Source organism: Pseudomonas sp. RA_35y_Pfl2_P32, from assembly GCF_963970735.1.
Lineage (GTDB): Bacteria > Pseudomonadota > Gammaproteobacteria > Pseudomonadales > Pseudomonadaceae > Aquipseudomonas.
The window spans coordinates 1-21311 of the sequence record NZ_CAXAQF010000018.1; the positions used below are offsets into that span (position 1 = coordinate 1).

Sequence of the window (21311 nt, forward strand, 5' to 3'; positions counted from 1 at the left end):
CAACTTCAACCACTTGCGCTTCCGATCACTCGGTAGCTGGAGGCGAATTCTACAGCGTTACACGCTGCTGTCAACACCTCTTTTTCAACTCCTTTCGTGCTTCGATGAACTGAAGCAACCTGCTGCCGAAAACTGCTTAACCCATTGTTTTGCAAGGAGTTTTCCGTTTCGACTGCGCCGGAAGTGGGGCGAATTATAGACATTCAGAATCTGCCGTCAACTGCTAATTTGGTTTTTCTATCAAAACCCCAGAAACAGGCCGCAAAACCACAGAAACCAGCTACCAGGCCGCCCCATCTTTCAAAACCTTCTCTATATAGAGAAGATACCTCCCCTCTCCCCACGCAGGACAGCCCATGCTTATCGTATTCAGCGGCCTACCCGGCACCGGAAAAACCACGATTGCCACTATCCTGGCCAGCAAGCTGGAGGCCGTCTATCTGCGGATCGATACGATCGAACAAGCCATCCGCAACGCAGCAGTCCTTGCGCAGGATGTAGGGACCAGCGGCTACCTGGTTGCCAACGAGCTTGCCCTAAGTAATTTGCGTCTTGGCCACAACGTCATAGTCGACTGCGTCAATCCGGTATCGGCAAGCCGCAACGCCTGGTGCAAAGTCGCAACCGACGCCGACTCCGCACTACTGGATGTAGAGGTGATCTGCTCCGATCAAGATGAACACCATCGGCGCGTCGAAACCCGCACGGCCGATATCCCCGGGCACACACCACCGACCTGGGCGTCGGTACTGGCGCATGACTATGAGCCGTGGAATCCGCCCCCCTTCTACATAGATACAGCCCAGCTCTCACCAGAAGACGCTGCATCCCACATCATCCGCCACCTGCACCTCAGCCAGGCACGACTACCGCTGAAATGAAAAAGCCCCGCCAGGCAGGGCCTGGCGGGGCTTTTTCATTTCAGCGGCATGATTACCTCGCCCCATAGACGAGGGAGCACTGGAGACAATCGATATCAACTGACGACATTCAATGTGAGTGGTGTCCCAGGGCAGGTTCGAACTGCCAACCTTCCCCTTAGGAGGGTCAATTTACAACCTGGCAGGCTTGATACAGCCCAGCAATTACTGGGCTTCTCGTCCGGTTGCGTCCGTAAAAACGGCGCCGTATAGTTCTTTTTGCTGCCACGGTGCTGTCACGGAGCTGTATTGCTTGAAAACGAAGATCACCCAGAAACTCATCAACAGCTTGGCCACTGAGCCGAAGGCTTACCGCGTGCATGATACTGTACAGCCCGGCTTATTCATCCGCGTGCTGCCGAGTGGGCATAAATCGTACATGGTCACCTGGGGCCGCAACAAGAATGCCACCCTCGGCCGCGTCGGAGTGGTGACGCTCGATCAGGCGCGCACCGAAGCCGCCCAGTATCTTGCCGATGCGCACGCCCATGGCGAGCCGTTGGCCATCGCTCAGGGGCGGAAAGGTGCCGCCCTGCCCTCCTTGCGCCAGTTCATCGACGACACTTATATGCCTTGGTTCAAAACGCACCACAAAGGGCATGAGAAAACCCTGCACACGCTCGACAACAACTTCGAGGCGATCATGTCTCAGCGTCTCGACTCTATCACTGGTCGCGATCTTGAGCAGATCCGCACTGGATGGATGCTGTCAGGCAATAAGCCATCAACGGTCAACCGCAAAATGGGCTCGATCAGCGGCGTGTTCAGCCGGGCCGTTGAATGGGAGTACATCTCCGCGCATCCGCTGACCAAGCTGAAACAGCTCAAGGTCGACTCCATGGGGCTAGTCCGCTATCTGGATGCCGATGAGACCAAGCGCCTGCGCGAAGCGCTGGACGCGCGCCAAGACGAAGCGCGGGCCGAGCGTGAGACTGCGAACAAGTGGCGGGCAGACCGCGACAAAGAATTGATGCCGAGCTTGCTGGAATTACCCTTCACCGATCACCTGAAGCCCATGGTGCTGGTGTCGCTGAATACCGGAATGAGGCGCGGCGAGCTGTTCGACCTGAAATGGTCAGAGGTGAACTTCCCCACTAAGACGATCACCGTTGCCGGCTCCACCACCAAAACGAGCGACACGCGGCATATCCCGATGAACAAGGAAACCTTCGGCGTGCTGGATAATTGGAAAAAGCAGGTAGGAAAGTCTCGATACGTTTTCCCGAGTCAGGCCGGTGGCCGCCTGGAGGATGTTAAAAGTGCCTGGCTCAATCTGCTGGAGCGCGCCAAGATCGAGGGCTTCCGCTGGCACGATATGCGTCACGACTTCGCGTCACGCCTGGTAATGGCCGGCGTACCGCTCAACACGGTACGGGATCTGCTGGGGCACGCCGATATCAAGATGACACTTCGCTATGCCCACTTGGCGCCGGAAACAAAAGCCGCGGCGGTTGAACTCATTTAGCCAGAGATTGAGCCCGCATACTTTTGTAATCGGCATAGCCCGGCTGAAGCGGCTTGTTGTTTGCCAGAAACCTCACATATTCCTCAACAATTGGCCACTCCTTCTCTACCAAGGCAAGGTTCACCCGAGGCTGCATTCGCGGCTTGAACCCAAACTTCTCTGTCGAACCGTTCAAATCCCCGAAAACATCGAACTCCCCATCGAAATACTTATCGCCATTGATAAACATAGCGACCATCGCTAACTCCTCTCCGGCGAAATCAGGCCCGAGCGTTCCTGCGCGTAGTTTGTAGAGAGTTTCATTCTCCGACCAGATCGCAGTGAATGCGACCATGAAACTGATTTTTCCCAGATCCTTTTGCGGAGTTTTAAACGGGTTCGTGATGGTTCGGTCGTTCATCCCATTCTCAAGGCATGACTCTAGGATCTTCACGATTTTCTCGTTGCTAGATGCCGCCAGCAGTTCAAGCGCAGCTTTAAGGTAGGGGTCGACCCTCGCCGATAGAACAACCTTCTTCGAACGATTTGCCATTTACTCGCCTCTCGATGTCTACAAACTTTTTGCTTGCAGATAATGTTACTTACAAATAGGATGTTTACGTCCGGACCAGTATCGTACAGTCCGCCCCACCGATCAAGGACAAGCTAATGAACAACCCCGAACACATCGCACCTCTTGCAGTTAGCGTGGAAGACGCTGCCCGCGTGGTTGGCTATTCAAGATCAGGAGTTTATGAGCTCATCGCTTCTGGCGACCTTAAGGCTTTCAAACTCGGACGGCGTCGTCTGATTTTGATGACTGAGCTCAAGGCTTGGATTGAACGCGCAGCAAAGGAAGGCGCCCGGTGAACGCGGTAGCGGTCGAGGGAGCAATATTGGCTGGGATGCTCCCTAGAAGACTGACTCTAGGACTGGCTTTAGCAGAAAGAAGTGTCGAGTCAGTGTTCGTACCACTGACCCGACTGTCACATAGCAAATCTGGGCAGACCGCAATGCAACCGCCTAAGCATATCACCATCCATTTGGTAGACCATAAGGGCGCAGTCCTCGGCAGCCGCAGCTTGCCGAAAACGACACGTTTGATTGACCTTGAGGCGCTCCGCTTTCATGGTGCCTATAGAGTGGAAGTACCGCGTACTACCTGCACTAAGCAAGATATGTACTCCGCTGAATGGGCAGGCTACAGCGCTCAGAAAAACAAAAATGAGGACTTTAGAATCACAGGGGAGGTTCAATGAACAACGCCCTGAGCTTCACCCTTCCCGAAGATCTGCTCTGCGTGGACAAAGGCGCCGAAGCCGGTGTGCCGATCGACGCCATTACCTGCGCAATTGCTCGCGCCGACTCGGTGCTGACCCTGCTCGAGGACCACTTCGACAGCGACAAACCACGCCTCGCCAATCACGTACTGGCGGCGGTTATTTGGGACGTACGCGGCACCTTGGGCCTGATCAAAACCCTCACATTGCACGGCGATACCACCTCTGTTCCTGTGGACCAGAAAGGCGGTGTGCTATGACGCCAGCCACCACTCTCGGCCGCGCCGCGTTCTCACGCGTCAATAACACCGGGCAAAAGCTGTTCCGGGTGAATGCCGGCATTCCAGTTGAGGACGCGCTGGAAACGATATCGCTGCTTCAGCACTACGCCAATCAACTCACCCTCGATGCCGCCATGAGCGATCAGGGCGAACGCTTCAGTTGGCCTGCGTTCTACCTCGGCGAAATGGCAAAGGCCCTGATCGACGATGTGAACGATGCCCTGTTCCTACCGAGGGCCGATGCATGAGCCAGCGCACGAACAACGCCACGAAACGACCCAGCTTCGCTAACGTGAAAGCGGCTTCTCTCAACGACATCGAACGCGTCCTTGCACACTGGTTACCCAGCGGTAAGCGCGTGGACGGCGGCAAGGAATACACCGCTCCCAATCCGACCCGCCGCGACAAGCGCGCCGGCTCCCTCAAGGTCAACTTGAGCAAAGGCACCTGGGCGGATTTTGCCACCGGTGACAAAGGCGGCGACCTGATAGATCTGGTGCGCTATCTGGATGGCGGCAGCGACGTCGAAGCCTGCAACAAGCTGGCAGATCTGCTCAAGGTCTCACCGGGTACCGCGCAGTCGAAACCGGCCTCCAGCAAAGCCAAGGCGCCCGAGTGGATCGCCGTGCAACCGATCCCGGCCGAGGCCATGAGCAGATGCCCGACGAAACATCGACAACACGGCGCTCCATCCAACGCCTGGATTTATCGTAACGCTCAAGGCCAACCGATCATGGCGCTCTATCGCTTCGACCTGGGTCCGGATGAGGACGGCAAACCGCGCAAGGTGTTTGCACCCTTGACCTGGTGCCAACGCACGGATGGTCAAACGCAGCAATGGCGCTGGCAGGGGCTGCCCGAACCACGCCCTCTGTTACGCCTGGATGAACTAGCACAACGGGCAGAAGCTCCGGTGGTTCTGTGCGAAGGCGAAAAGGCAGCCGACGCGGCGGCGGAGCTGCTGCCCAACTACGTGGCCACGTGCTGGCCGAACGGTTCGAATTCCTGGCACAAGGCCGATTTGTCTCCGCTCAAAGATCGGTCCGTGGTGTTGTGGCCAGACAACGACGCGAGCGGCAAAAGCTGCATGAATGCCGTCGCCGAACAACTGCAACAGATCGGCGCCGCGTCGGTGCGCGTGATTGCCCTCGACGTGTTCCAACGCAAGCCCACCCTCAAGAATGACCATCCGACCTATGCCAAAGGCGGCCAATGGGATGACGGCGCCGACGCGGCCGATGCCCAAGCGAAGGGTTGGACGGCAGGTCATTTCGCCGAGCTGGAGCGCAGCGGTGAACTGTTCGGTGTTGAGTCGGAGAAAGCACCGGCCGAACTACCCGAAGCCAAGGTCAAGCCGACGACCAAGCGTGCTGCGAAACCCAAAAACGATCTGTTGCCCGGCGGCTTCCGTCTGACGCCAGAAGGTGTGTTTTATTCCGGTGACGATGGTGAAGCACGGCCGGTGTGCTCGTCGCTGGAAATCCTGGCCCGTACCCGCGACGCACAGGGTCACAACTGGGGACTGCTGGTCGAGTTCGACGATCCGGACGGAGCGAAAAAGCGTTGGAACATTCCGGCACGAACCATGACCGGCGACTTCGGCAAGGACGTGCTCGGCCCGCTGGTGGATATGGGCTTGCGGCTGGCTGGCAGTCGCTCCGGACGCAATGCCCGCAACGACCTGCAGAGCTATCTCGGCGGCTTCGACAGCGCCCAGCGGGCACGACTGGTCACACGCTTGGGTTGGCACGACAGCGCCTTCCTACTGCCCGAACAGCAGGTCGGCTCGCACCCTGAACACCTGCACTTCTATGAGGCCGGCGCACAACTGCCACCCATCAGCGAAGCCGGCACCCTGGAGCAGTGGCAAGAGCAGATCGGCGCCTTGTGCATCGGCAACCACCGCCTGGCGTTTGTGGCCAGCGTGGCGTTTGCCGGACCGCTGCTGCACATGCTGGGCCATGAGTCGGGCGGCTTTCACCTGTATGGAGACAGCTCGGGCGGCAAGACCACCCACCTGCAAGTGGCTGCCTCGATCTATGGCGGTCCGCGTCTGGTGCGTTCCTGGCGCTCGACAGATAACGCCTTGGAGTCCATCGCCGCCGCGCACTCCGACGGGCTATTGGTGCTGGATGAAATCGGCATGTGCGACCCGCGCATCATTGGTGAAACGGTATACATGCTCGGCAACGGCACCGGGAAGGCGCGCGCTAATGATCGAGGACAAGCAGGCCGACAGGTGCAGGAGTGGCGCTTGCTGTTTCTCTCGACCGGTGAGAAGACCTTGGCGCAGCACATGGCCGAAGCGAACAAGGAGCTAAAGGCCGGCATGGAGGTACGCATGCTCGCAGTGCCAGCGGATGCCAGCAAAGGCCTGGGCATGTTCGACGTATTGAACGGTTTTGATGATGCGGCGACCCTCTCCGATGCCCTCAAAGCGCGGGTGGCGAAGTACTACGGCACACCGCTCACCGCCTTCCTATCGGCCCTCTGCGACCCCGCCAAGCGGCATGGTTGGTCGGCCATCCTGCGCCACACCTTGGAGAGGTTCGTCGCCAAAGCGCTGCCTGCCTCGGCCAGCGGTCAAGCACACCGCGCCGCTACTCGTTTCGGCCTGGCTGCCGCAGCCGGAGAGCTGGCCACAGCAATGGGGATTACCGGCTGGCCTGATGGCACGGCCACCGCCGCCGGCCGGGTGTGCCTCAGCGCCTGGCTGAATGAGCGCGGCGGTGCTGGAAACTTCGAAGGGGACGCGATTCTGGCGCGGTTGCGCCAGATCATTGAGCGCTTCGGCGAAAGTCGCTTCACTCGCTGGGAGTCGGCTGCCGCAAAGATCGACGAGCATGGCCCGCGCACTATCGACCGACTGGGCTTTCGCAAAACGCTGGAGCACGGTATGGGCGACACCATGCACACCACCAACACCTACTACGTCCTGCCCGAGGCGTGGAGCTCCGAAATCTTCAAGGGCATGAACATCAGCGCCGTGAACAAAGAGCTGTTGCACCGCGGAGTGTTGCAACCGGCCACCAATGGAAAGCCGTACAGCTTAATTCGTTTGCCGGGGCTAGGTCCCCAGCGCTGCTACGTGGTGAAAACTATCTTGGGAACGGATGAGAACGAGGTCCAGGCAGCCTAACGACCTCCTACTGATCGAGGTAGCGCCGGCTCATTCCGGGCCTCGCCAGCCGCTCAGCCCACCCACAATCGAATTGCACAGGACAAAGCACATGAACGATATCCAAGTAATGAAAGACCGCCGCGAAAAATTGACAGCCGAAATGGAGGGCATCCGAAACGAGTTGCCTCCCTTCGAGGCGGCGCTTGAAAGTCCCGAAATCATTGAGCAAGGCCGACAGCGGGAAGTGCGGGATGAAATCAACGACCGAAATAGACAAATCAGTTCGCTTGATCTTCAGATCCACATGCTGAATCAGAAGCTCCATCGGCGCGAAACACTGCTCAATCGTGAAAGCCTGATGGCGGGGTATATTGAATCCATGGCGAACTGGAAGGCGGACGAGCAAGAGCTCAACGAAAAACGCCAGAGCCTCAGTACGCGCTTGGAACAGATCCGACAGCAAGCGCAGGAGGAGATGGCAAAAGCTCGACAGGCCGAGACAGTAGCGGCAACAGCCTATGCGCAAGCTGTCGCCTGGGGTGATACGGAAGGCGAGAAAGCCGCCAACACCGATGCTCAGAAAGCGGCCAAAAACCTCTCTGCGGCGTCTGAACACCATCGTCGCCAACAACTAATCATCACGGCGCTGGAGCAGGAGTTGGTCACGGTCGACCAACACATCACCGAAGCCCAGGAGAAACATAAAAACATCGAGAGCAAGGCCCTACAAGTTGCGCACATGGCGCTGGAAGAAAAGTGGAATGAGGCGGCTCAAGCGCTGCTCGACGCGGGCGGTAAACTCTGGGCTGCACGCCGGTTTATAGACCGGGACCCGGTTGCGCTGTTTAAGCTGGAAATCCCTGAGCAGGGTGAAAACTTCGGTAGTTGGAAGTGGCAGCAATTGTCGGATCGTTCGCGTCAGCACAGCGTGCAAGACGTACTGGCAATGTAACGATTGATCTCCCTGAAACAGCCTGCGCGTGTGGGCTGTTTAGAAATATCACTAGGATGAACATCTTGAACGATCCAATACAGAACAGCTCAGCCATATCCGAAACGCTTAAAGCGCGAAAAGCCCACCTGACCGCCCTACTCAAGATCGTGGATACCAAAATCGGAAAATGCACAGCGATGCAGAAGTTCACCATCACTGCGATCAAGGCAGAAATGGGGCTAATCGAGCAAAAGCTGAAAAACCGGTGATGAGGATAAGCGGAAGCTCGCGAAAGCTTCCGCTGCATTCAAATTCCGCAGGCAGCTTCTGGCCAAAAGCAGCCCGTCAGGATCATGGCAAGCACAGCTGAACAGTTAAGGTGTGGGGGCTCACTATCCGACTTATTCAGGGAAAATCTTTCCCGCCGTTCGGGTACCGACACCTGCAGATGCGGCCCACAGCCATGCGGCAGCCGTTTAGAACACCATACTTTCCGATGGCTTGTATCGCATAGTTTGAACAGGAAGGCTCAAATCGGCAGGCATCTCGCAATCGAGAGGGAGCAACTCGCTGATAGCAGCGAATTGCTGAGACGGCGCAAAGCTTGATCATCGGGGCTTGCGCAAAGAAATCACGTAATAGTGGTTCAGCACGTTTTTCTTCCCCATTAACGCGTCGAAGCATCCCGGTTTGACTGAAACGCCAATCGTGTCAATCCGATAGAACTCCCACCCATCCTCAGCATGAGTGTTGACCACATTTTGTAGATAAACAGCGGCCTCGTTCCCCCGGTGCTCCTTCGCACGAACTTCAATGTTGGGCGGTACTTGAACCATTTTGTAGATGTACATCCGTGATCACCTTATGAATGCTTGTATTCCCCTGAATACAAGCTTTCGCTTTATATATTGTTCCGAGCCGGATGAACAACCCGAATCGCACGCTCCCGGATCGGCCAGAAAAGCAAGCTCTCGCCTGGGCGCCTTCCGGGCATAGGCTGCCAATCGTGTAAGGCAGCTTTCGGCCAAAAGCAGGCGGTCGGATGCGTATAGGAAATCAGGGGCGATTTTGTTTTATTTGCACGGGAGCATTAACTTATTCACTCGGCCGAGCCTCCGCATAGCAGCAAGCAATGAGCGTCGGAATACAAAGAGGCTGCATGTCCGCAGCGCTTTTCCGGTCCATCGCGGCTCCAAATGCCTTTCAGCATCTGGCAATTCCGCGTATGCCTACGTCCGAAAATTCGTTGCTCGCCACTGCAGTTTGGCTTGCGGTACAGTCAGCGTTGCCTGTTAATCCAGCGCACGGGTTGTCACCACGTCTAACCAGTGGTTCAAGTCGCTTGCTCCGCTCACTGGGACGGCGTTCCGCCGCCCCTTAACCAAAAGTTATGTACTAATCTGAGACCATGTGTAATGAAAAAAAGACGTCAACATTATGTTTGGAGGCATTACCTTAGGTCGTGGTCTAGCAATGATCAAATCTGGTGCCATCAAGATGGGAAAACATTTTTATCAAACCTCATGGGTGTGGCACAAAAACGAGATTTCTATAAAATAAGTGAGCTCACTGAAAGTGATATACTAATTATAAATAAAACGGCTATTGAAATCACAAAAAACAAAATGCTAAAAGAGGCGAATGCAGGCTGGATAAATGCATTTCAAAAGCTATTCACGATAAAAAAACAATTATCTGCGAGCGAGATAAACCGCCCAAGCCTTGATGAGTTGTTTGATGAGCTAGCCATAAATATTGAAGAGGATCTCCATTCAGCAATTGAAGCTGGAGCCATAAAACATATAGACAAAATCCTGCGGCAAGACACTAGTCTTTTCCGTAACGAAGAAGAATACATGAACTTCTCCCACTTTATCTGCGTCCAGTACCTGCGCACAAATAGAATTAAAGAAAATGCGATAAAGAACACCAATAGTCTTTTCCCAGGCATGATAGAAAGAACATTTGGCGTATTTAGACACATATACGCAACAAATATGGCGTGGTCGACCTTCGCAAGAAGAGAGGAATTCAAGCCAGCATTGCTTATTAATAACACCGAGACTAATTTTATAGCCGGAGATCAGCCTATAATTAACACCTATGCAGCCAGCGCAGGTTGGTCGACGCCGGTAACGGAAGTTGAGTTTTACTATCCGTTCTCGCCTAAGATAGCCATGATAATTTCAAGTAAAGAGCAATATAAGAGCGGCGATACATTTGAGCAAAATGCTGAGCAAGTACATATGTTTAATACAGCAATAGCAAAATCAGCGCACAGTCAAATTTACGCACAATCTTGTAGTGATTTAACTCCATACACTCATGAAATGTCTAGGTGAGTTGGTCGCTACGCTACTAAGCTTGAGTAAAATTGAAAGAAATTAAATTAGTAGCCAAACACTAGCGAACTTTGATCTCTGAGAACACTGTTGGTAACTGCAATAAAGCTTGAGCAAGAGTTTCTGGGTTGCTTTTGAGAACTTTATAATCGATGATATTTTTCCCAACCATTACTTTTTCAAGACCATTAGCAATAAACTTTGACACCTCTCTATCAGCATAGCCTTGGCCGTACAACCACATGTGAAACTCATCTGAAAGACCAAGCTTGAGCTGATTTTGAAGTGAACGTGCATTGGCTAGGATCGTATCGTTCAGAGACCTACCCTCAATTATATCTGCGAGGCTACCTATTATCAGCATTCCGTCATAAGAAAGCGCTGTGCAGAAGTCAACTATGTGCTCTTGAGTGATACTATAAAGTCTCGATTTAGCTTGGATTTTAATGTTATTGGTTTTTGCATACGTAAAAATTTCGTGATAACTTCCCCCCTTGCACCATAATTTCGCTATCTCAACACTCTTGTCATCGGGGCGAATATTGGAGACTATTTTTGTGTTTGCAAATTTGCAGAGTAGTGGCCAGCAACTGTCTAGCAGCTCTATTGGCGATTCACAAAACTCCAACTCCCATAGATTGTCATCAATCCAATGCTCGATAAAAATAAGCTGATCTAGGCCTAGTAGAGTTCTTCCATAATACGAAAATTTTTCTGGGGGGAGAGATTGAAGGCGTCTATGAATAATCGAGAAAATCTCCAACAACCGCGCTCTTTCGGTTTCTTCCGCCAAATAATATGCAAGAGTATCTTCAGCCAAGCTTAAAAAAGCTTCGAGCTGGAGTAAAGAGTTGTCATCCTTTAACAACGAGAGAAAGTAGCTCTCAATTGCATTCAGCGTTTGCTCCTTATAATCCATCTCAGCCAGAAGATCAGTAACCTCAATATTATTAATGACCCCCCACTGCACCCACTGAGATCGACGAACAGCAGGTTGTTGAATGAAATTTAAAAGATCATCAGTTGCGTGCTCGAACTTAAACGGCACTATGATTTCACTCAGGCTACTTATACATGCTTCCGAATTATTGAAGTCCAATAACTTTAAAGTTCTAATCCACTTAGGTCGCCCCTGCCACGAATGGCGCTTATCATAAATCTTAGGGTCAGTGAAAATTATACTTCCTTCTGTGTGATAACCAGACCGCCCGGCTCTACCAATAAGATTTTGAAATTCTCTCGTAGAAATCCGCCGCCCTGCTTGCATGGTGCTTGATACAAGCAAATACTTAATTGGAAGGTTCACCCCTTGCGCCAGAGTGGACGTGCAGACCACTAAGTGTGCAACCTTTCTGTCCATCGCCCATTCGACCGAGATTCGCAGGCCGTTTGGGACGGCTGAGCTATGAGGTAATACGCCTAGCGGGATGGCTTGAGAAAAAATATGACTTTCTGAGAAGTGTAGATTGGATAAAAAAGCAATTTTTGACAGCTCTTCATGATCCGATATGTCGCTTGGTTTTGGAGTAGAAAATCCACGATCATAAATGTCCACAATTGTTGTGCAGAGGGTCGTTATTGACCTTTTATCACCGCAAAATATAGCGACGGGACCTTGATGGCAAAGTTTTAGTCCTAAGTAGCAGGAGATTGTAGAAGTTTTATCTCTGAGGGGGAATATAAAGTCGTCTTTTTCTCCGTCTCTGCGCCCAAGGTTTACCTGCTGAATTATCTGCGGAACGTACAATCCGCTGTCGAATTTATTATCTCTCCCTAGATAGCTTAACTGGCCCATTTCGGTAATCCAGCTGAGGAATGCAACACTTTTAATAGAAGGCAACCAATTACTACCTTGGATGTATTCACCTGCTTCGCCATTAAGCCACTCGCCAATAGTCTTTGCGTTGGACATCACAGCAGAAATCAAGACTTTCTGAGCATCCTTCGGTACTGCATCTTTAAGCGAAGCGATGAGAAGTTCGTAGGTTACCCCACGTTTCCCGCTATCAAATTGATGCCCCTCATCGAAGACGAGCAAGTTGATTTTTTCTGCTAGAGCTGGTTCGTGGCGCAACAAGTAAACCAGCTTCTCAGGCGTAGAAACGATTATGGTGTGGTCGTATTTCCCCCTGTAGGCTTCTCCTAACAGAAACTTCAGAAACTCCTGTTCTTCCTCATCAACGTTTGTGATGTCTCGAAGCTCATTGACGTTGATTGAGTCGTGTTCGAAGCTCTGTAAAAAGCCATAGGTGATTTCACGGCATAATGCTCTAAATGGCGCGACTACAACCGCAAGCTTTGCCCTCCCGGAAAGAAATGCACTGCGAATAATAAGCTCAGCTGACTTAGTTTTGCCGGCGCTGGTAGGCATCTGCATCACAGCAGACACCCCCTTCAAAACACCTAGCTCGCCCACGAGCCTTTGGCCAGGCCAAAATTCTTTCATGAAGCGGTCGTTGGAAAGAGCAGACCTCCATTGATCCACGCTAAGTCCAGTATATTTCGGAAGACAAACTAGTGACGAGTTATGCATCTTCCGCTTGACTAATGCAGTGATGGTATCTGCAATTAATATTTCGCGATCTGTGCCACTGGAGTAGATTAGATCTCGAAAAACGGACAGTTCCTCTTCTACATCCCATGCGTCGGCCTCCATGTTTATAAAGGCTCGGAAGGCTAACGCAGTGCTTTGTATCTGTTCGTTATATTGACTGATCGGGCTTAAGGTGAAATTTTTACTCAAATCCGATCTTAAAAGCCATACTAGAAACAGCTCTAACTTACTGTCTGTTAGATGCCCCAGCGAATCAGGTATGGAGCGAGCCAAAACCAACGAGCTTCCAGGCATGTCAGCAAGATAATATGACGCGGAGCTTAGAATTTTCAAATATTCGTCTATCTCAGGTGTCAACCTGGCGGTGCTCATAGACTCAAAATATTGACCAGCTAATATCAATTGCTCTTTTAAAATCTCTCTGTATTCGTATCGGTCGTCATTTTCCCTAGACTCCGAAGCTGCCAGTTCACCAAGAATACCCACAGTAAATACTAAAAGTCGTTTCGGGTCCTGAGGCAGGTCAATGTGAAACTGTTCCTCGATGCCAAACTCGTACTGCTTCGCTTTAGCGCGGGTTACGTCGAGGATAATTCGAGCTCTGACCTCAAGCTTCATCTGCTGCTCTCCGATAAAGCTCATGTATAAGCGTCATCAGCTGGCTGCCACTTATAAGTAGAAGTTCGAGTTTGTCTGCGCTTGGATGGTTAATGGTGGCTGAAGTAGACACCACGGATTCGTGCATTGAGGATTCTGTATAAACCGCTGCGGCGCCATACCTCCGCTTGCACGGGTGATCTGGCTCTCTTTGAAATCGATCTACGATTTGCAGGCCATCCGAGTCCCTTCGATCATAAAGTTTTTGCCTCATGGCGCTCAACGACTCTGCAATTCGAATTTCATCCTTTATAGAATGATCGATTGCGTCTTGAAGGACATTAGCCCTCGCCGACTCACTTGCTTTAGCTTTTACTTCAAAGATAAGCATTTCGTCGTTGTCACTAATAATATCTGGTGATTTTTTGAAGGCAATAACGTCAGACCCTTTGGTTGATTCATTAGCAATCGCCTTGCGATCATACCGAGTTCTAGGGACCTGATAGTTTCGTATAAATTGGAGATAATCAGCTACCAAAATCTCCGCAAAATCACCTGCTCTTATGCTCGGACCAGGAGCAATCGAAACATGAGGAAATTTTTCGGTTAGCAAGTATTCGGATTTTGTTTTTAAAGGATTCTTCAGAAACTGAAGCTCGTCATCCTGACAATAATGGTTCCTGAAATGCTTTGCCCATGCCGACATTATTTCGTGGCTTAAGGCGTCATATTCTAGTTTGAAAGTCGGGATCGGCTTGCCACACGCAGATGTTAATGTACCGACTTGTTTGAGCCAGGAAAGATGGGTGGCCTCTAACGTCATTTCACATCCTATGTGCATGCTCAAGATTTGCATGTGATGTGTCCACGGAACAGAGCTAAAGCTGTGCACGAACCACCACAATCTTTGGAGGCTAGACGAGGGTGGTTCCTCAATCAAGAGCTGATGGTCCCACAGCCCGAGATAAGTCAAATAGCGGCGTCCGCTTCTGGCCGTTAGCTGTCGCTTGCGAACGCCCACTATTGGCCGATTACGGCCTACGGTTTACCCAATTCTTTAAACGCTGCTGTAACACCTATTTGGCTTGTAACACCCAATGCACGTGAAGGATGAATGGTGTGTGACACAAATAAAATACAATAAATTCAATTAGTTAACGTAGATCGTAACACCCGCAACACCTGTAACACGTCTTTCGACCCCCACACCCCATCAGTGATAGCGCCGCCAGCGAATGCAATACTGGCTTGGTATCGACTAATGCAGACTTCGAACACTGTGTCACCGAACGGCAGAACGCTTGAGAGGTGCCGTCGACCAACAACGAACAGGGGGAGATGCAGCGACCGGGGCAACCGACATCGCCTGGGACCTTGGGGGATGTTCGGTGGGTACGGGGTCGGAAACTCGCGTGATCGTATTAGCGGAAAAGTGCACAGCTCAGTGAACAGGTGAACCTGGTGAGCGGCTGTTCATCTGTGCATTTGCCCAATCACTTGGCAGCTCGCTGGGGACCCTGGGCATTTCGGATGGGTACGGGGCAAGGAACCCGCGTGTTCGTGTTAGCGGCTGGATTCTTGAGGTTGGTTGACAGGTTGACGAATTGACACGGTTGACGAACCCCATGCGTGCGTTATCAGCAACACAAAGGGGCATCTTTACCAACACGGTAACGATGCCCCTTTTTCGTCAGGATTCTTTCAATTTCAACGTTGAAATTTCAGTAAGGTGGGGTGCCTGTCACTAACAAAATCCCGCGGGTTTCCTACCCCGTATCCCTAGAATGCCCCCAGGGTCCCCGGCGAATTTGGGCGTACCATTTTGATGCAGCATCGCTACAGGCCACTTAATGCATTGCCTTTACAGCAAATCACGTCTGATCATTGCCCGATGTAGGCCCATCACATACGTCCAACCACTTGGCGGTTCAGTATTCATGTAGCCGGGTAGTGATATCCGAACTAGCTGCCACACGGTGAGGCATCGGATGCTGTCAACCAACAAGGACGCTCTCACTCGCTGGATGAGTACCCACAGCTAGGCAAGGGGGCGCACCTTCAAAGCCGTGTTACGGGTGTTTCGGGTGTTACGAATAATCCTAAAAATTTGAAATTAAAGGATTTTTCATGCGTTACACGTTCGCACAGTGTTGTCAAAAGGGAGTGTTACGGGATTGATAGGTGTTACACCCAAGCATAACCGGGTGGCGACATAGGAGTGCTAACCACACAGCGAGGCATTCGATGCTGCCAACCAAAAGGATCGCTCTCTCTCGCTGGAGGACTTCCTATAGCGGGGCAAGGGGACGCACTTCCAAAGCCGTGTTACAGGTGTTGCGGGTGTTACAAACATCTCTAACCTAATGAACTTAAAGGACTTTTCATGCGCTACACGTTCGTACGGTGCTGTCGAAAGGAAGTGTTACAGGATTGAAAGGTGTTACGCCTGAGCATGCCTATCCAGATACAGGCTTATTTTGCCCTTCCGTGCTTTTCGCTTGATAAGTAACACCCATAGTGCAACAGCATTAGTAGAACGCCCTAACCGATGAAGGCACCCATCATATTCATCCGCGCATACCTCCGAGCTTCCACCGAAGAACAATACGCCGGCCGCGCCCGTACCTCGCTCGAGCAATTCGCCAGCGATCACAACAAGGTCATTGCGAGCGTGTATCTGGAGAACGCCAGCGGCGCCACCGCAGACCGGCCTGAGCTGCTGCGCCTGCTCAAGGATGCACGCAAGGGCGACGTGTTGCTGGTGGAGTCGATAGACCGCCTATCCCGGCTCCCTGCGGAGGATTGGCAAAAGCTCAAGGCCGCGATCGACTCCAAGGGCCTGCGCATCGTCGCGCTCGACCTGCCGACCAGCCACCAGGGAATAGAAAAGGCCAAGCCGGCCGGCAAGTACCTAGGCCGCCCGGTGGATGAAAAGCTGCACAAGCGGGTCAAGGAATTGCTAGACGCCGGCCTGGGTATACGAGCTACGGCCAGACACGCGAACTGCTCGACGACCACAGTCTTGAGAATCAGAGATATCTAAACCTTCGCTTCAGCTTGCTCAGAGGGAGCATCATTTGCTGCAACAGAAGGCGTGGCTGCGGCTTTCTTTCCTTGAAGAGCGGAAGACGCCATTGAAGTAACCTTTTCAACGAACCCAGGTACAGTTTTTACGGCATCTTTGACAAGCTCCGAAGCGAGGAGCTCATGCCAAGGACTACCAAAGCTATTACTTTCGACCAGTCGAAGCGGCTGCTCATCCAGCCGGGACAATGCAGAACTGAGCAATTGCTTCTCAAGGTCTTTATCTATCCGTGCCGCTTCTCGGCGGTATCCCTCATAAGCGCGAGAGATGGAAGCTTTGAACGCATAATCCTCTGATAGCCGGAAACGTTGACCAATCTGCTTTGTCGAAAGCCATGCGAACCACACCGCCCCACTCACCGAGAGCCCTGCCAGAACCAAATTGACGGACAGTATCAAGCTGTGGTCGCCTGGGAGAGAAAGTAAATCTGCGATTCTATCCATCCGGTTAAAGCTGAAGATGCTTCCGGCAACCAATGCGGCTACGAGCCCTGCTACCCACAACCCTACCGAGTTATTTAGCGCCTTAGACCGTTCTGAAAATGCTGCTGCCAGGCCAGTACTAGTTGCTGAAGCGTAAGCTGTCTCGCAGCGCGCCAAAACATCTCGGGCACTTTCGGACAATTTCGCGAGTTCATCCTTTGCTGACTCAGCTGCGTTTCTAGCCTCTGATACATGATCACGATCGAGAGTAGCATTACGCATAAGCGCTTCGATTTGAGCCCGCGCTTCCTTCAATGAATGAAGATCGGTCGGTAATTCTTCCGCGGCGGAGTGAGCAGCTTCAATTCGCGAGACCATTTGATCCAGAAGTGTCGACCGCTCTTTTAGCTCGGCCAGCTTGGATTCCATGGATCGGGCGCGGCGCGTCGAGTCCTGAATTGAGCGCTCAATTTCCTCACTCGGCATGGGGGCAAAATCACGCTCCAGCGCCTTCCATAAGCCATCGAGCGTTCTGGAGTAAGCCCAGGTAGCGACTCCGGCATTTCCATGCATTTGAGGGATGGTGTCCGTTGCCAGGTGTTGCAGCCTGATAACGTAATGACTCAGAAGCGGGTAGCTGTCTCCAACCTCTTCGGGTGCACGCTCGTCAATCGCCTGGATAATGGCGCGAGCCTGCTGTTGGAGCTCAGATACGCTGACCAGAGGGAATGACCAGTTAGACTGCGCCAGCCCTAGCGGTTCGGAGCTTGTAATAACTGCGCCTAGCTTGTCGATTATCGCTTCAAGCTCGCCGGTTAATTCCTCAAAAACCTGATGCATAGTTCCTCCCTGAGCAGAACGAAAAAGCCCCGTTCGGAGATACCTAACGGGGCATATTTTTTGGCTTTTTGCTGCCACCATGCTGTCACGGAAAAACTAAGTTGTGAGGAGAATGGCTGAAAGCATTGAATTATATGGCGTCCCAGGGCAGGTTCGAACTGCCAACCTTCCCCTTAGGAGGGGGATGCTCTATCCAATTGAGCTACTGAGACACAGACCGCCCGCAGACACTACGGCACGATGGACGGCGAGCATGTTAACGGGCAGCCCCGCGTTTGTCATGTCGTCTGTAGGGCTTATTGAGTGTAGGCAACGACCCGCTCACGCTGAACGGGGTTTTTCCACGATACCTTCACTCACAAGCAGCACCAGCAAGCGAGCCAAGGTTGTTGATAACTGAGCAGAATTATCCAGCAGGAAAATGACGCCGGACCCATCCTCCACCGTACCGCGGGTAAACAAGGCATTACGCGCCAGCCTGGACTCTATCTCTTCACGACTTTCACGCCCTCTACGCTCAAGACGCTCACGCAGGACCTCGGTGTCCACCGTCAACAGAATGGGCAACAACTGTGGATACCGCTGCCTCGCTATAGGCAAATGAGCTCTGGAACCGTTGACCAGCACATGCCGACCTTCCGCCAGCCACCGATCGATCTGCACCGGAATTCCGTAATCCAACCCGTTGGCATGCCAACTCAGGGCAAACCCGCCCTCACGCGCCAGTTCGGCAAATGCCTGCGGTGTGAGCCCCAGGGCAGCCTCCCCCACTGACTCTGCCGAGCGGGTGATCACTCGCCGTGCCACCACACAGTCGAGTTGCGCCAGAGCATCGCGGGCCGCATCGATCAGGCTGTCCTTGCCAGAGCCGGACGGCCCCATGAGATAAACCAGTCTGCCACTCACCCGCAATATCCCCTCATGGTGCATTCACCCCTAGTAAATCGGCCATTTGCCACTACTCTGAATACAAAGAGGAGCGGTGCACAAGCCTACACGACTCGCACAAAAGGACGCGTAGCCCCTGCCCGTCGGGCAAAAGGGCGAGACCAGGCACCCGGAGCGGATTTAAGTTTTCAAACCAGTCCGCATTTCTGATAATTGGTGCTGGCATAACGCCTGCCTCAGGCTCAATATTTGTCACAGAATTGACGCCAAGGATCCGGCATTTTTGAGGCATGATGCGGACCTCTTATCAATTCAGGTTGAACATTTGGCTAGCTTGCTTGTCCTAAAGACATCCTGCGGCCAATTCCGAGAACCGCTCCCCTGAACTAACCGGTTAAATATATGCGCCCATTGAAACAGGCAATTTATTCCAGCCGTACGGCTGACAAGTTCGTCGTACGCCTGCCAGACGGAATGCGTGAACGCATTGCCGAGGTGGCACGCAACCATCACCGCAGCATGAACTCAGAAATCATCGCGCGCCTGGAACAGAGTCTTATTCAGGAAGGTGCGCTGGGCGAAGAGTTGAGCATGCGCCTGGACAGCCCCGAGCTGTCACTACATGAACGTGAATTGCTGCAGCGCTTCCGCCAGCTCTCCCACCGCCAGCAGAACGCTCTGGTGTCGCTGATTGCCCATGATGCCGAGATGGCCGCAAACCCATCCTGAAGACATCCCGAAAGCTCAAGCCAGCCTCGCGCTGGCTTTTTTTTGCCTGAGATCCGCCCAGGCAACTTCGCGATGATTCGAATAGAGATCATCGATCTTCAGCCAGTTTGATTAATGGACAGTGCGCGACGCGGCCCTTGGGCCGGGTCGCGCAGCAAAGACTTAGAGCAGGAAGATGGTTGCAAGGCCAAGGAAGATGAAGAAACCACCGCTATCCGTCACAGCCGTGATCATCACGCTGGCGCCCATTGCCGGATCACGCCCAACGCGCGCCAGGGTCATCGGAATCAGCACCCCCATCAGCGCCGCCAACAGCAAGTTCAGGGTCATGGCGGCCGTCATCACGACACCGAGCGACCAACTGCCGTACAACAGGTAGGCCACTACGCCAATCACCCCACCCCAGACCAGACCATTGATCAGGCCAACCGCCAACTCCTTGCGCATCAGGCGCGAGGTATTACCAGTACTGACCTGGTCCAGCGCCATGGCGCGCACAATCATGGTGATAGTCTGGTTACCGGAGTTGCCACCAATACCGGCAACAATCGGCATCAGCGCCGCCAGGGCTACCAGCTTCTCGATAGACCCTTCGAACAGACCGATTACCCGCGAAGCAACAAAAGCAGTAATCAGGTTGATGGCCAACCACGCCCAACGGTTACGCAGGGACTTCCACACCGAAGCGAAAATATCCTCCTCTTCACGCAGACCCGCCATGTTGAGGACTTCGCTCTCGCTCTCCTCACGAATCAGGTCGACCATCTCGTCGATGGTCAGGCGGCCGATGAGTTTGTCGTTCTTGTCGACCACCGGGGCCGAGATCAAGTCATAACGCTCGAACGCCTGGGCCGCGTCATAGGCATCTTCGTCCGGGTGAAAGCTTACCGGATCGCTAGCCATGACTTCCGAGACCTGTTTGTCCGGATCGTTGACCAACAGACGCTTGATCGGCAAGACGCCCTTGAGCACACCGTCGTAGTCGACCACGAACAATTTGTCGGTATGTCCCGGCAACTCCTTGAGGCGACGCAGGTAGCGCAGGACCACCTCGAGACTGACGTCCTCACGGATCGTCACCATCTCGAAGTCCATCAACGCACCGACTTGCTCCTCGTCATAGGACAACGCGGAGCGCACACGCTCACGCTGCTGGCCATCAAGGGTCTCCATCAGCTCATGGACGACGTCTCGCGGCAGCTCAGGGGCCAGGTCAGCGAGTTCGTCGGCGTCCATCTCCTTGGCGGCAGCCAGGAGCTCGTGATCGTCCATGTCGGCGATCAGGGTTTCACGGACGGAGTCGGACACTTCAAGCAGGATGTCGCCGTCACGCTCGGCCTTGACCAACTGCCAGACCGTCAGGCGATCGTCCAGTGGCAATGCTTCAAGAATGTAGGCAACGTCGGCGGAGTGCAGGTCATCGAGCTTGCGTTGCAACTCGACGAGGTTCTGCCGGTGGACCAGGTTCTCGACCCGGTCATGATGAGGACCTTCCTGACGGTGAGTCAGATCTTCGACCACCCGCTGGCGCTGCAGCAGCTCAATGACTTGAGCAAGGCGGTCCTGCAAGCTTTCTTGAGTCTTTTTTACTTCTACTTCGGTCATAGGCGAACTCCACTCCCAGCAGCGGGGCACGCCGGAAGGATCAATCAGTCAATTCATGATTGGAAAAACGGGGTACTGAGTAACTACTGGGTAAGTCCATGGAGGTATTCCACAAGCCCCGGCGGGGCTGACGGGCGCAATGATACACCGCCTGACGGTTTTAAACGTTAAAAAATCATGGCTGAAACAAGCGCTTGCAAGACAAACCTGAGCACCATCCTGATCCATGAGAGTGCGACGACTTATCCCGAAAAGAAAACACAAGGTCA

At 53.1% G+C, this 21311-nt stretch carries 18 protein-coding genes, 1 tRNA gene and 1 pseudogene; 11 read left to right on the forward strand and 9 right to left on the reverse strand.

All coding sequences use genetic code 11. The annotated features are described in order from the left end of the window. Window positions 1–347: 347 nt before the first annotated feature. Together AACY45_RS18545 and AACY45_RS18550 are read left to right on the forward strand one after the other, a co-directional pair. Window positions 348–881, forward strand: a pseudogene (locus AACY45_RS18545) (AAA family ATPase); the annotation flags it as partial. Window positions 882–1173: 292 nt separating this feature from the next. Next, complete coding sequence (locus AACY45_RS18550) at window positions 1174–2385, forward strand: site-specific integrase (RefSeq protein WP_339546800.1); 1212 nt, start codon at window positions 1174–1176, stop codon at window positions 2383–2385. Here AACY45_RS18550 and AACY45_RS18555 read toward each other — a convergent pair. Beyond that, window positions 2378–2917 (reverse strand): hypothetical protein, encoded by a 540-nt coding sequence (locus AACY45_RS18555; RefSeq protein WP_339546801.1) that lies wholly within the window; start codon window positions 2915–2917, stop codon window positions 2378–2380. The genes AACY45_RS18550 and AACY45_RS18555 overlap by 8 nt on opposite strands. Window positions 2918–3033: 116 nt before the next feature. Here AACY45_RS18555 and AACY45_RS18560 point away from each other — a divergent pair, with 116 nt between their 5' ends. The 6 genes from AACY45_RS18560 to AACY45_RS18585 all read left to right on the forward strand — a co-directional run bounded on the left by AACY45_RS18560 (window position 3034) and on the right by AACY45_RS18585 (window position 8249). Continuing rightward, a complete protein-coding gene (locus AACY45_RS18560) occupies window positions 3034–3234 on the forward strand; it encodes a helix-turn-helix domain-containing protein (RefSeq protein WP_122683291.1) in 201 nt (66 codons plus the stop codon). A 385-nt stretch (window positions 3235–3619) separates the two neighbouring features. Then, window positions 3620–3904: a hypothetical protein gene (locus AACY45_RS18565; RefSeq protein WP_339546802.1), complete on the forward strand. Its 285-nt coding sequence runs from the start codon at window positions 3620–3622 to the stop codon at window positions 3902–3904. After that, entirely contained in the window at window positions 3901–4173 is a 273-nt protein-coding gene (locus AACY45_RS18570) for a DUF3077 domain-containing protein (RefSeq protein ID WP_339546803.1), read from the forward strand. The genes AACY45_RS18565 and AACY45_RS18570 overlap by 4 nt, the downstream gene beginning before the upstream one ends. After that, window positions 4170–7064 carry a DUF927 domain-containing protein gene (locus AACY45_RS18575; protein ID WP_339546804.1) on the forward strand — a complete coding sequence of 965 codons (2895 nt, stop codon included), beginning with the start codon at window positions 4170–4172 and terminating at the stop codon, window positions 7062–7064. The genes AACY45_RS18570 and AACY45_RS18575 overlap by 4 nt, the downstream gene beginning before the upstream one ends. Before the next feature lie 91 nt (window positions 7065–7155). Continuing rightward, entirely contained in the window at window positions 7156–7998 is an 843-nt protein-coding gene (locus tag AACY45_RS18580) for a chromosome segregation protein SMC (protein WP_339546805.1), read from the forward strand. A 65-nt stretch (window positions 7999–8063) separates the two neighbouring features. Next, window positions 8064–8249, forward strand: a complete 186-nt coding sequence (locus AACY45_RS18585) for a hypothetical protein (RefSeq protein WP_339546806.1) — start codon at window positions 8064–8066, stop codon at window positions 8247–8249. 136 nt (window positions 8250–8385) lie between these two features. Here AACY45_RS18585 and yidD read toward each other — a convergent pair whose 3' ends face one another. Beyond that, a complete protein-coding gene (gene yidD / locus AACY45_RS18590; RefSeq protein WP_339546807.1) occupies window positions 8386–8664 on the reverse strand; it encodes a membrane protein insertion efficiency factor YidD in 279 nt (92 codons plus the stop codon). Next, the gene (locus tag AACY45_RS18595; protein ID WP_010457973.1) at window positions 8589–8831 is read right to left on the reverse strand and encodes a hypothetical protein; all 243 of its coding nucleotides are present in this window, start codon (window positions 8829–8831) and stop codon (window positions 8589–8591) included. The genes yidD and AACY45_RS18595 overlap by 76 nt, the downstream gene beginning before the upstream one ends. A gap of 564 nt (window positions 8832–9395) precedes the next feature. Here AACY45_RS18595 and AACY45_RS18600 point away from each other — a divergent pair. Then, window positions 9396–10322 (forward strand): DUF4238 domain-containing protein, encoded by a 927-nt coding sequence (locus AACY45_RS18600; RefSeq protein ID WP_339546808.1) that lies wholly within the window; start codon window positions 9396–9398, stop codon window positions 10320–10322. Window positions 10323–10383: 61 nt separating this feature from the next. On the opposite strand, the gene AACY45_RS18605 is transcribed toward AACY45_RS18600, so the two are convergent. Next, window positions 10384–13518, reverse strand: a complete 3135-nt coding sequence (locus AACY45_RS18605) for a DEAD/DEAH box helicase (RefSeq protein WP_339546809.1) — start codon at window positions 13516–13518, stop codon at window positions 10384–10386. Then, the gene (locus tag AACY45_RS18610; protein WP_339546810.1) at window positions 13484–14329 is read right to left on the reverse strand and encodes a Hachiman antiphage defense system protein HamA; all 846 of its coding nucleotides are present in this window, start codon (window positions 14327–14329) and stop codon (window positions 13484–13486) included. Before AACY45_RS18610 ends, AACY45_RS18605 begins: the two co-directional genes overlap by 35 nt. Before the next feature lie 1707 nt (window positions 14330–16036). On the opposite strand from AACY45_RS18610, the gene AACY45_RS18615 reads away from it, so the two are divergent. Next, entirely contained in the window at window positions 16037–16516 is a 480-nt protein-coding gene (locus AACY45_RS18615; RefSeq protein ID WP_339546924.1) for a recombinase family protein, read from the forward strand. On the opposite strand, the gene AACY45_RS18620 is transcribed toward AACY45_RS18615, so the two are convergent. From AACY45_RS18620 to phnN, 3 genes are all read right to left on the reverse strand, one after another. After that, window positions 16513–17820: a hypothetical protein gene (locus AACY45_RS18620; protein ID WP_339546811.1), complete on the reverse strand. Its 1308-nt coding sequence runs from the start codon at window positions 17818–17820 to the stop codon at window positions 16513–16515. The genes AACY45_RS18615 and AACY45_RS18620 overlap by 4 nt on opposite strands. Window positions 17821–17955: 135 nt before the next feature. Continuing rightward, window positions 17956–18032, reverse strand: a tRNA-Arg gene (locus AACY45_RS18625). A 109-nt stretch (window positions 18033–18141) separates the two neighbouring features. Then, window positions 18142–18726 (reverse strand): phosphonate metabolism protein/1,5-bisphosphokinase (PRPP-forming) PhnN, encoded by a 585-nt coding sequence (gene phnN, locus AACY45_RS18630; RefSeq protein WP_339546812.1) that lies wholly within the window; start codon window positions 18724–18726, stop codon window positions 18142–18144. A 384-nt stretch (window positions 18727–19110) separates the two neighbouring features. Between phnN and AACY45_RS18635 the strand changes: the two genes are divergently transcribed. Further along, the gene (locus AACY45_RS18635; protein ID WP_095171568.1) at window positions 19111–19437 is read left to right on the forward strand and encodes an Arc family DNA-binding protein; all 327 of its coding nucleotides are present in this window, start codon (window positions 19111–19113) and stop codon (window positions 19435–19437) included. Between the two features lie 162 nt (window positions 19438–19599). On the opposite strand, the gene mgtE is transcribed toward AACY45_RS18635, so the two are convergent. Beyond that, a complete protein-coding gene (gene mgtE, locus AACY45_RS18640; RefSeq protein ID WP_339546814.1) occupies window positions 19600–21042 on the reverse strand; it encodes a magnesium transporter in 1443 nt (480 codons plus the stop codon). Window positions 21043–21311: the final 269 nt, after the last annotated feature.

Bases quoted from the DNA above. Each gene is read 5' to 3' on its own strand.
- AACY45_RS18555 (WP_339546801.1), bottom strand. From the start codon at position 2,917: ATGGCAAATCGTTCGAAGAAGGTTGTTCTATCGGCGAGGGTCGACCCC.
- AACY45_RS18560 (WP_122683291.1), top strand. From the start codon at position 3,034: ATGAACAACCCCGAACACATCGCACCTCTTGCAGTTAGCGTGGAAGAC.
- AACY45_RS18565 (WP_339546802.1), top strand. From the start codon at position 3,620: ATGAACAACGCCCTGAGCTTCACCCTTCCCGAAGATCTGCTCTGCGTG.
- AACY45_RS18570 (WP_339546803.1), top strand. From the start codon at position 3,901: ATGACGCCAGCCACCACTCTCGGCCGCGCCGCGTTCTCACGCGTCAAT.
- AACY45_RS18575 (WP_339546804.1), top strand. From the start codon at position 4,170: ATGAGCCAGCGCACGAACAACGCCACGAAACGACCCAGCTTCGCTAAC.
- AACY45_RS18580 (WP_339546805.1), top strand. From the start codon at position 7,156: ATGAACGATATCCAAGTAATGAAAGACCGCCGCGAAAAATTGACAGCC.
- yidD (WP_339546807.1), bottom strand. From the start codon at position 8,664: ATGCTTCGACGCGTTAATGGGGAAGAAAAACGTGCTGAACCACTATTA.
- AACY45_RS18595 (WP_010457973.1), bottom strand. From the start codon at position 8,831: ATGTACATCTACAAAATGGTTCAAGTACCGCCCAACATTGAAGTTCGT.
- AACY45_RS18600 (WP_339546808.1), top strand. From the start codon at position 9,396: ATGAAAAAAAGACGTCAACATTATGTTTGGAGGCATTACCTTAGGTCG.
- AACY45_RS18605 (WP_339546809.1), bottom strand. From the start codon at position 13,518: ATGAGCTTTATCGGAGAGCAGCAGATGAAGCTTGAGGTCAGAGCTCGA.
- AACY45_RS18610 (WP_339546810.1), bottom strand. From the start codon at position 14,329: ATGCAAATCTTGAGCATGCACATAGGATGTGAAATGACGTTAGAGGCC.
- AACY45_RS18620 (WP_339546811.1), bottom strand. From the start codon at position 17,820: ATGCATCAGGTTTTTGAGGAATTAACCGGCGAGCTTGAAGCGATAATC.
- AACY45_RS18635 (WP_095171568.1), top strand. From the start codon at position 19,111: ATGCGCCCATTGAAACAGGCAATTTATTCCAGCCGTACGGCTGACAAG.
- mgtE (WP_339546814.1), bottom strand. From the start codon at position 21,042: ATGACCGAAGTAGAAGTAAAAAAGACTCAAGAAAGCTTGCAGGACCGC.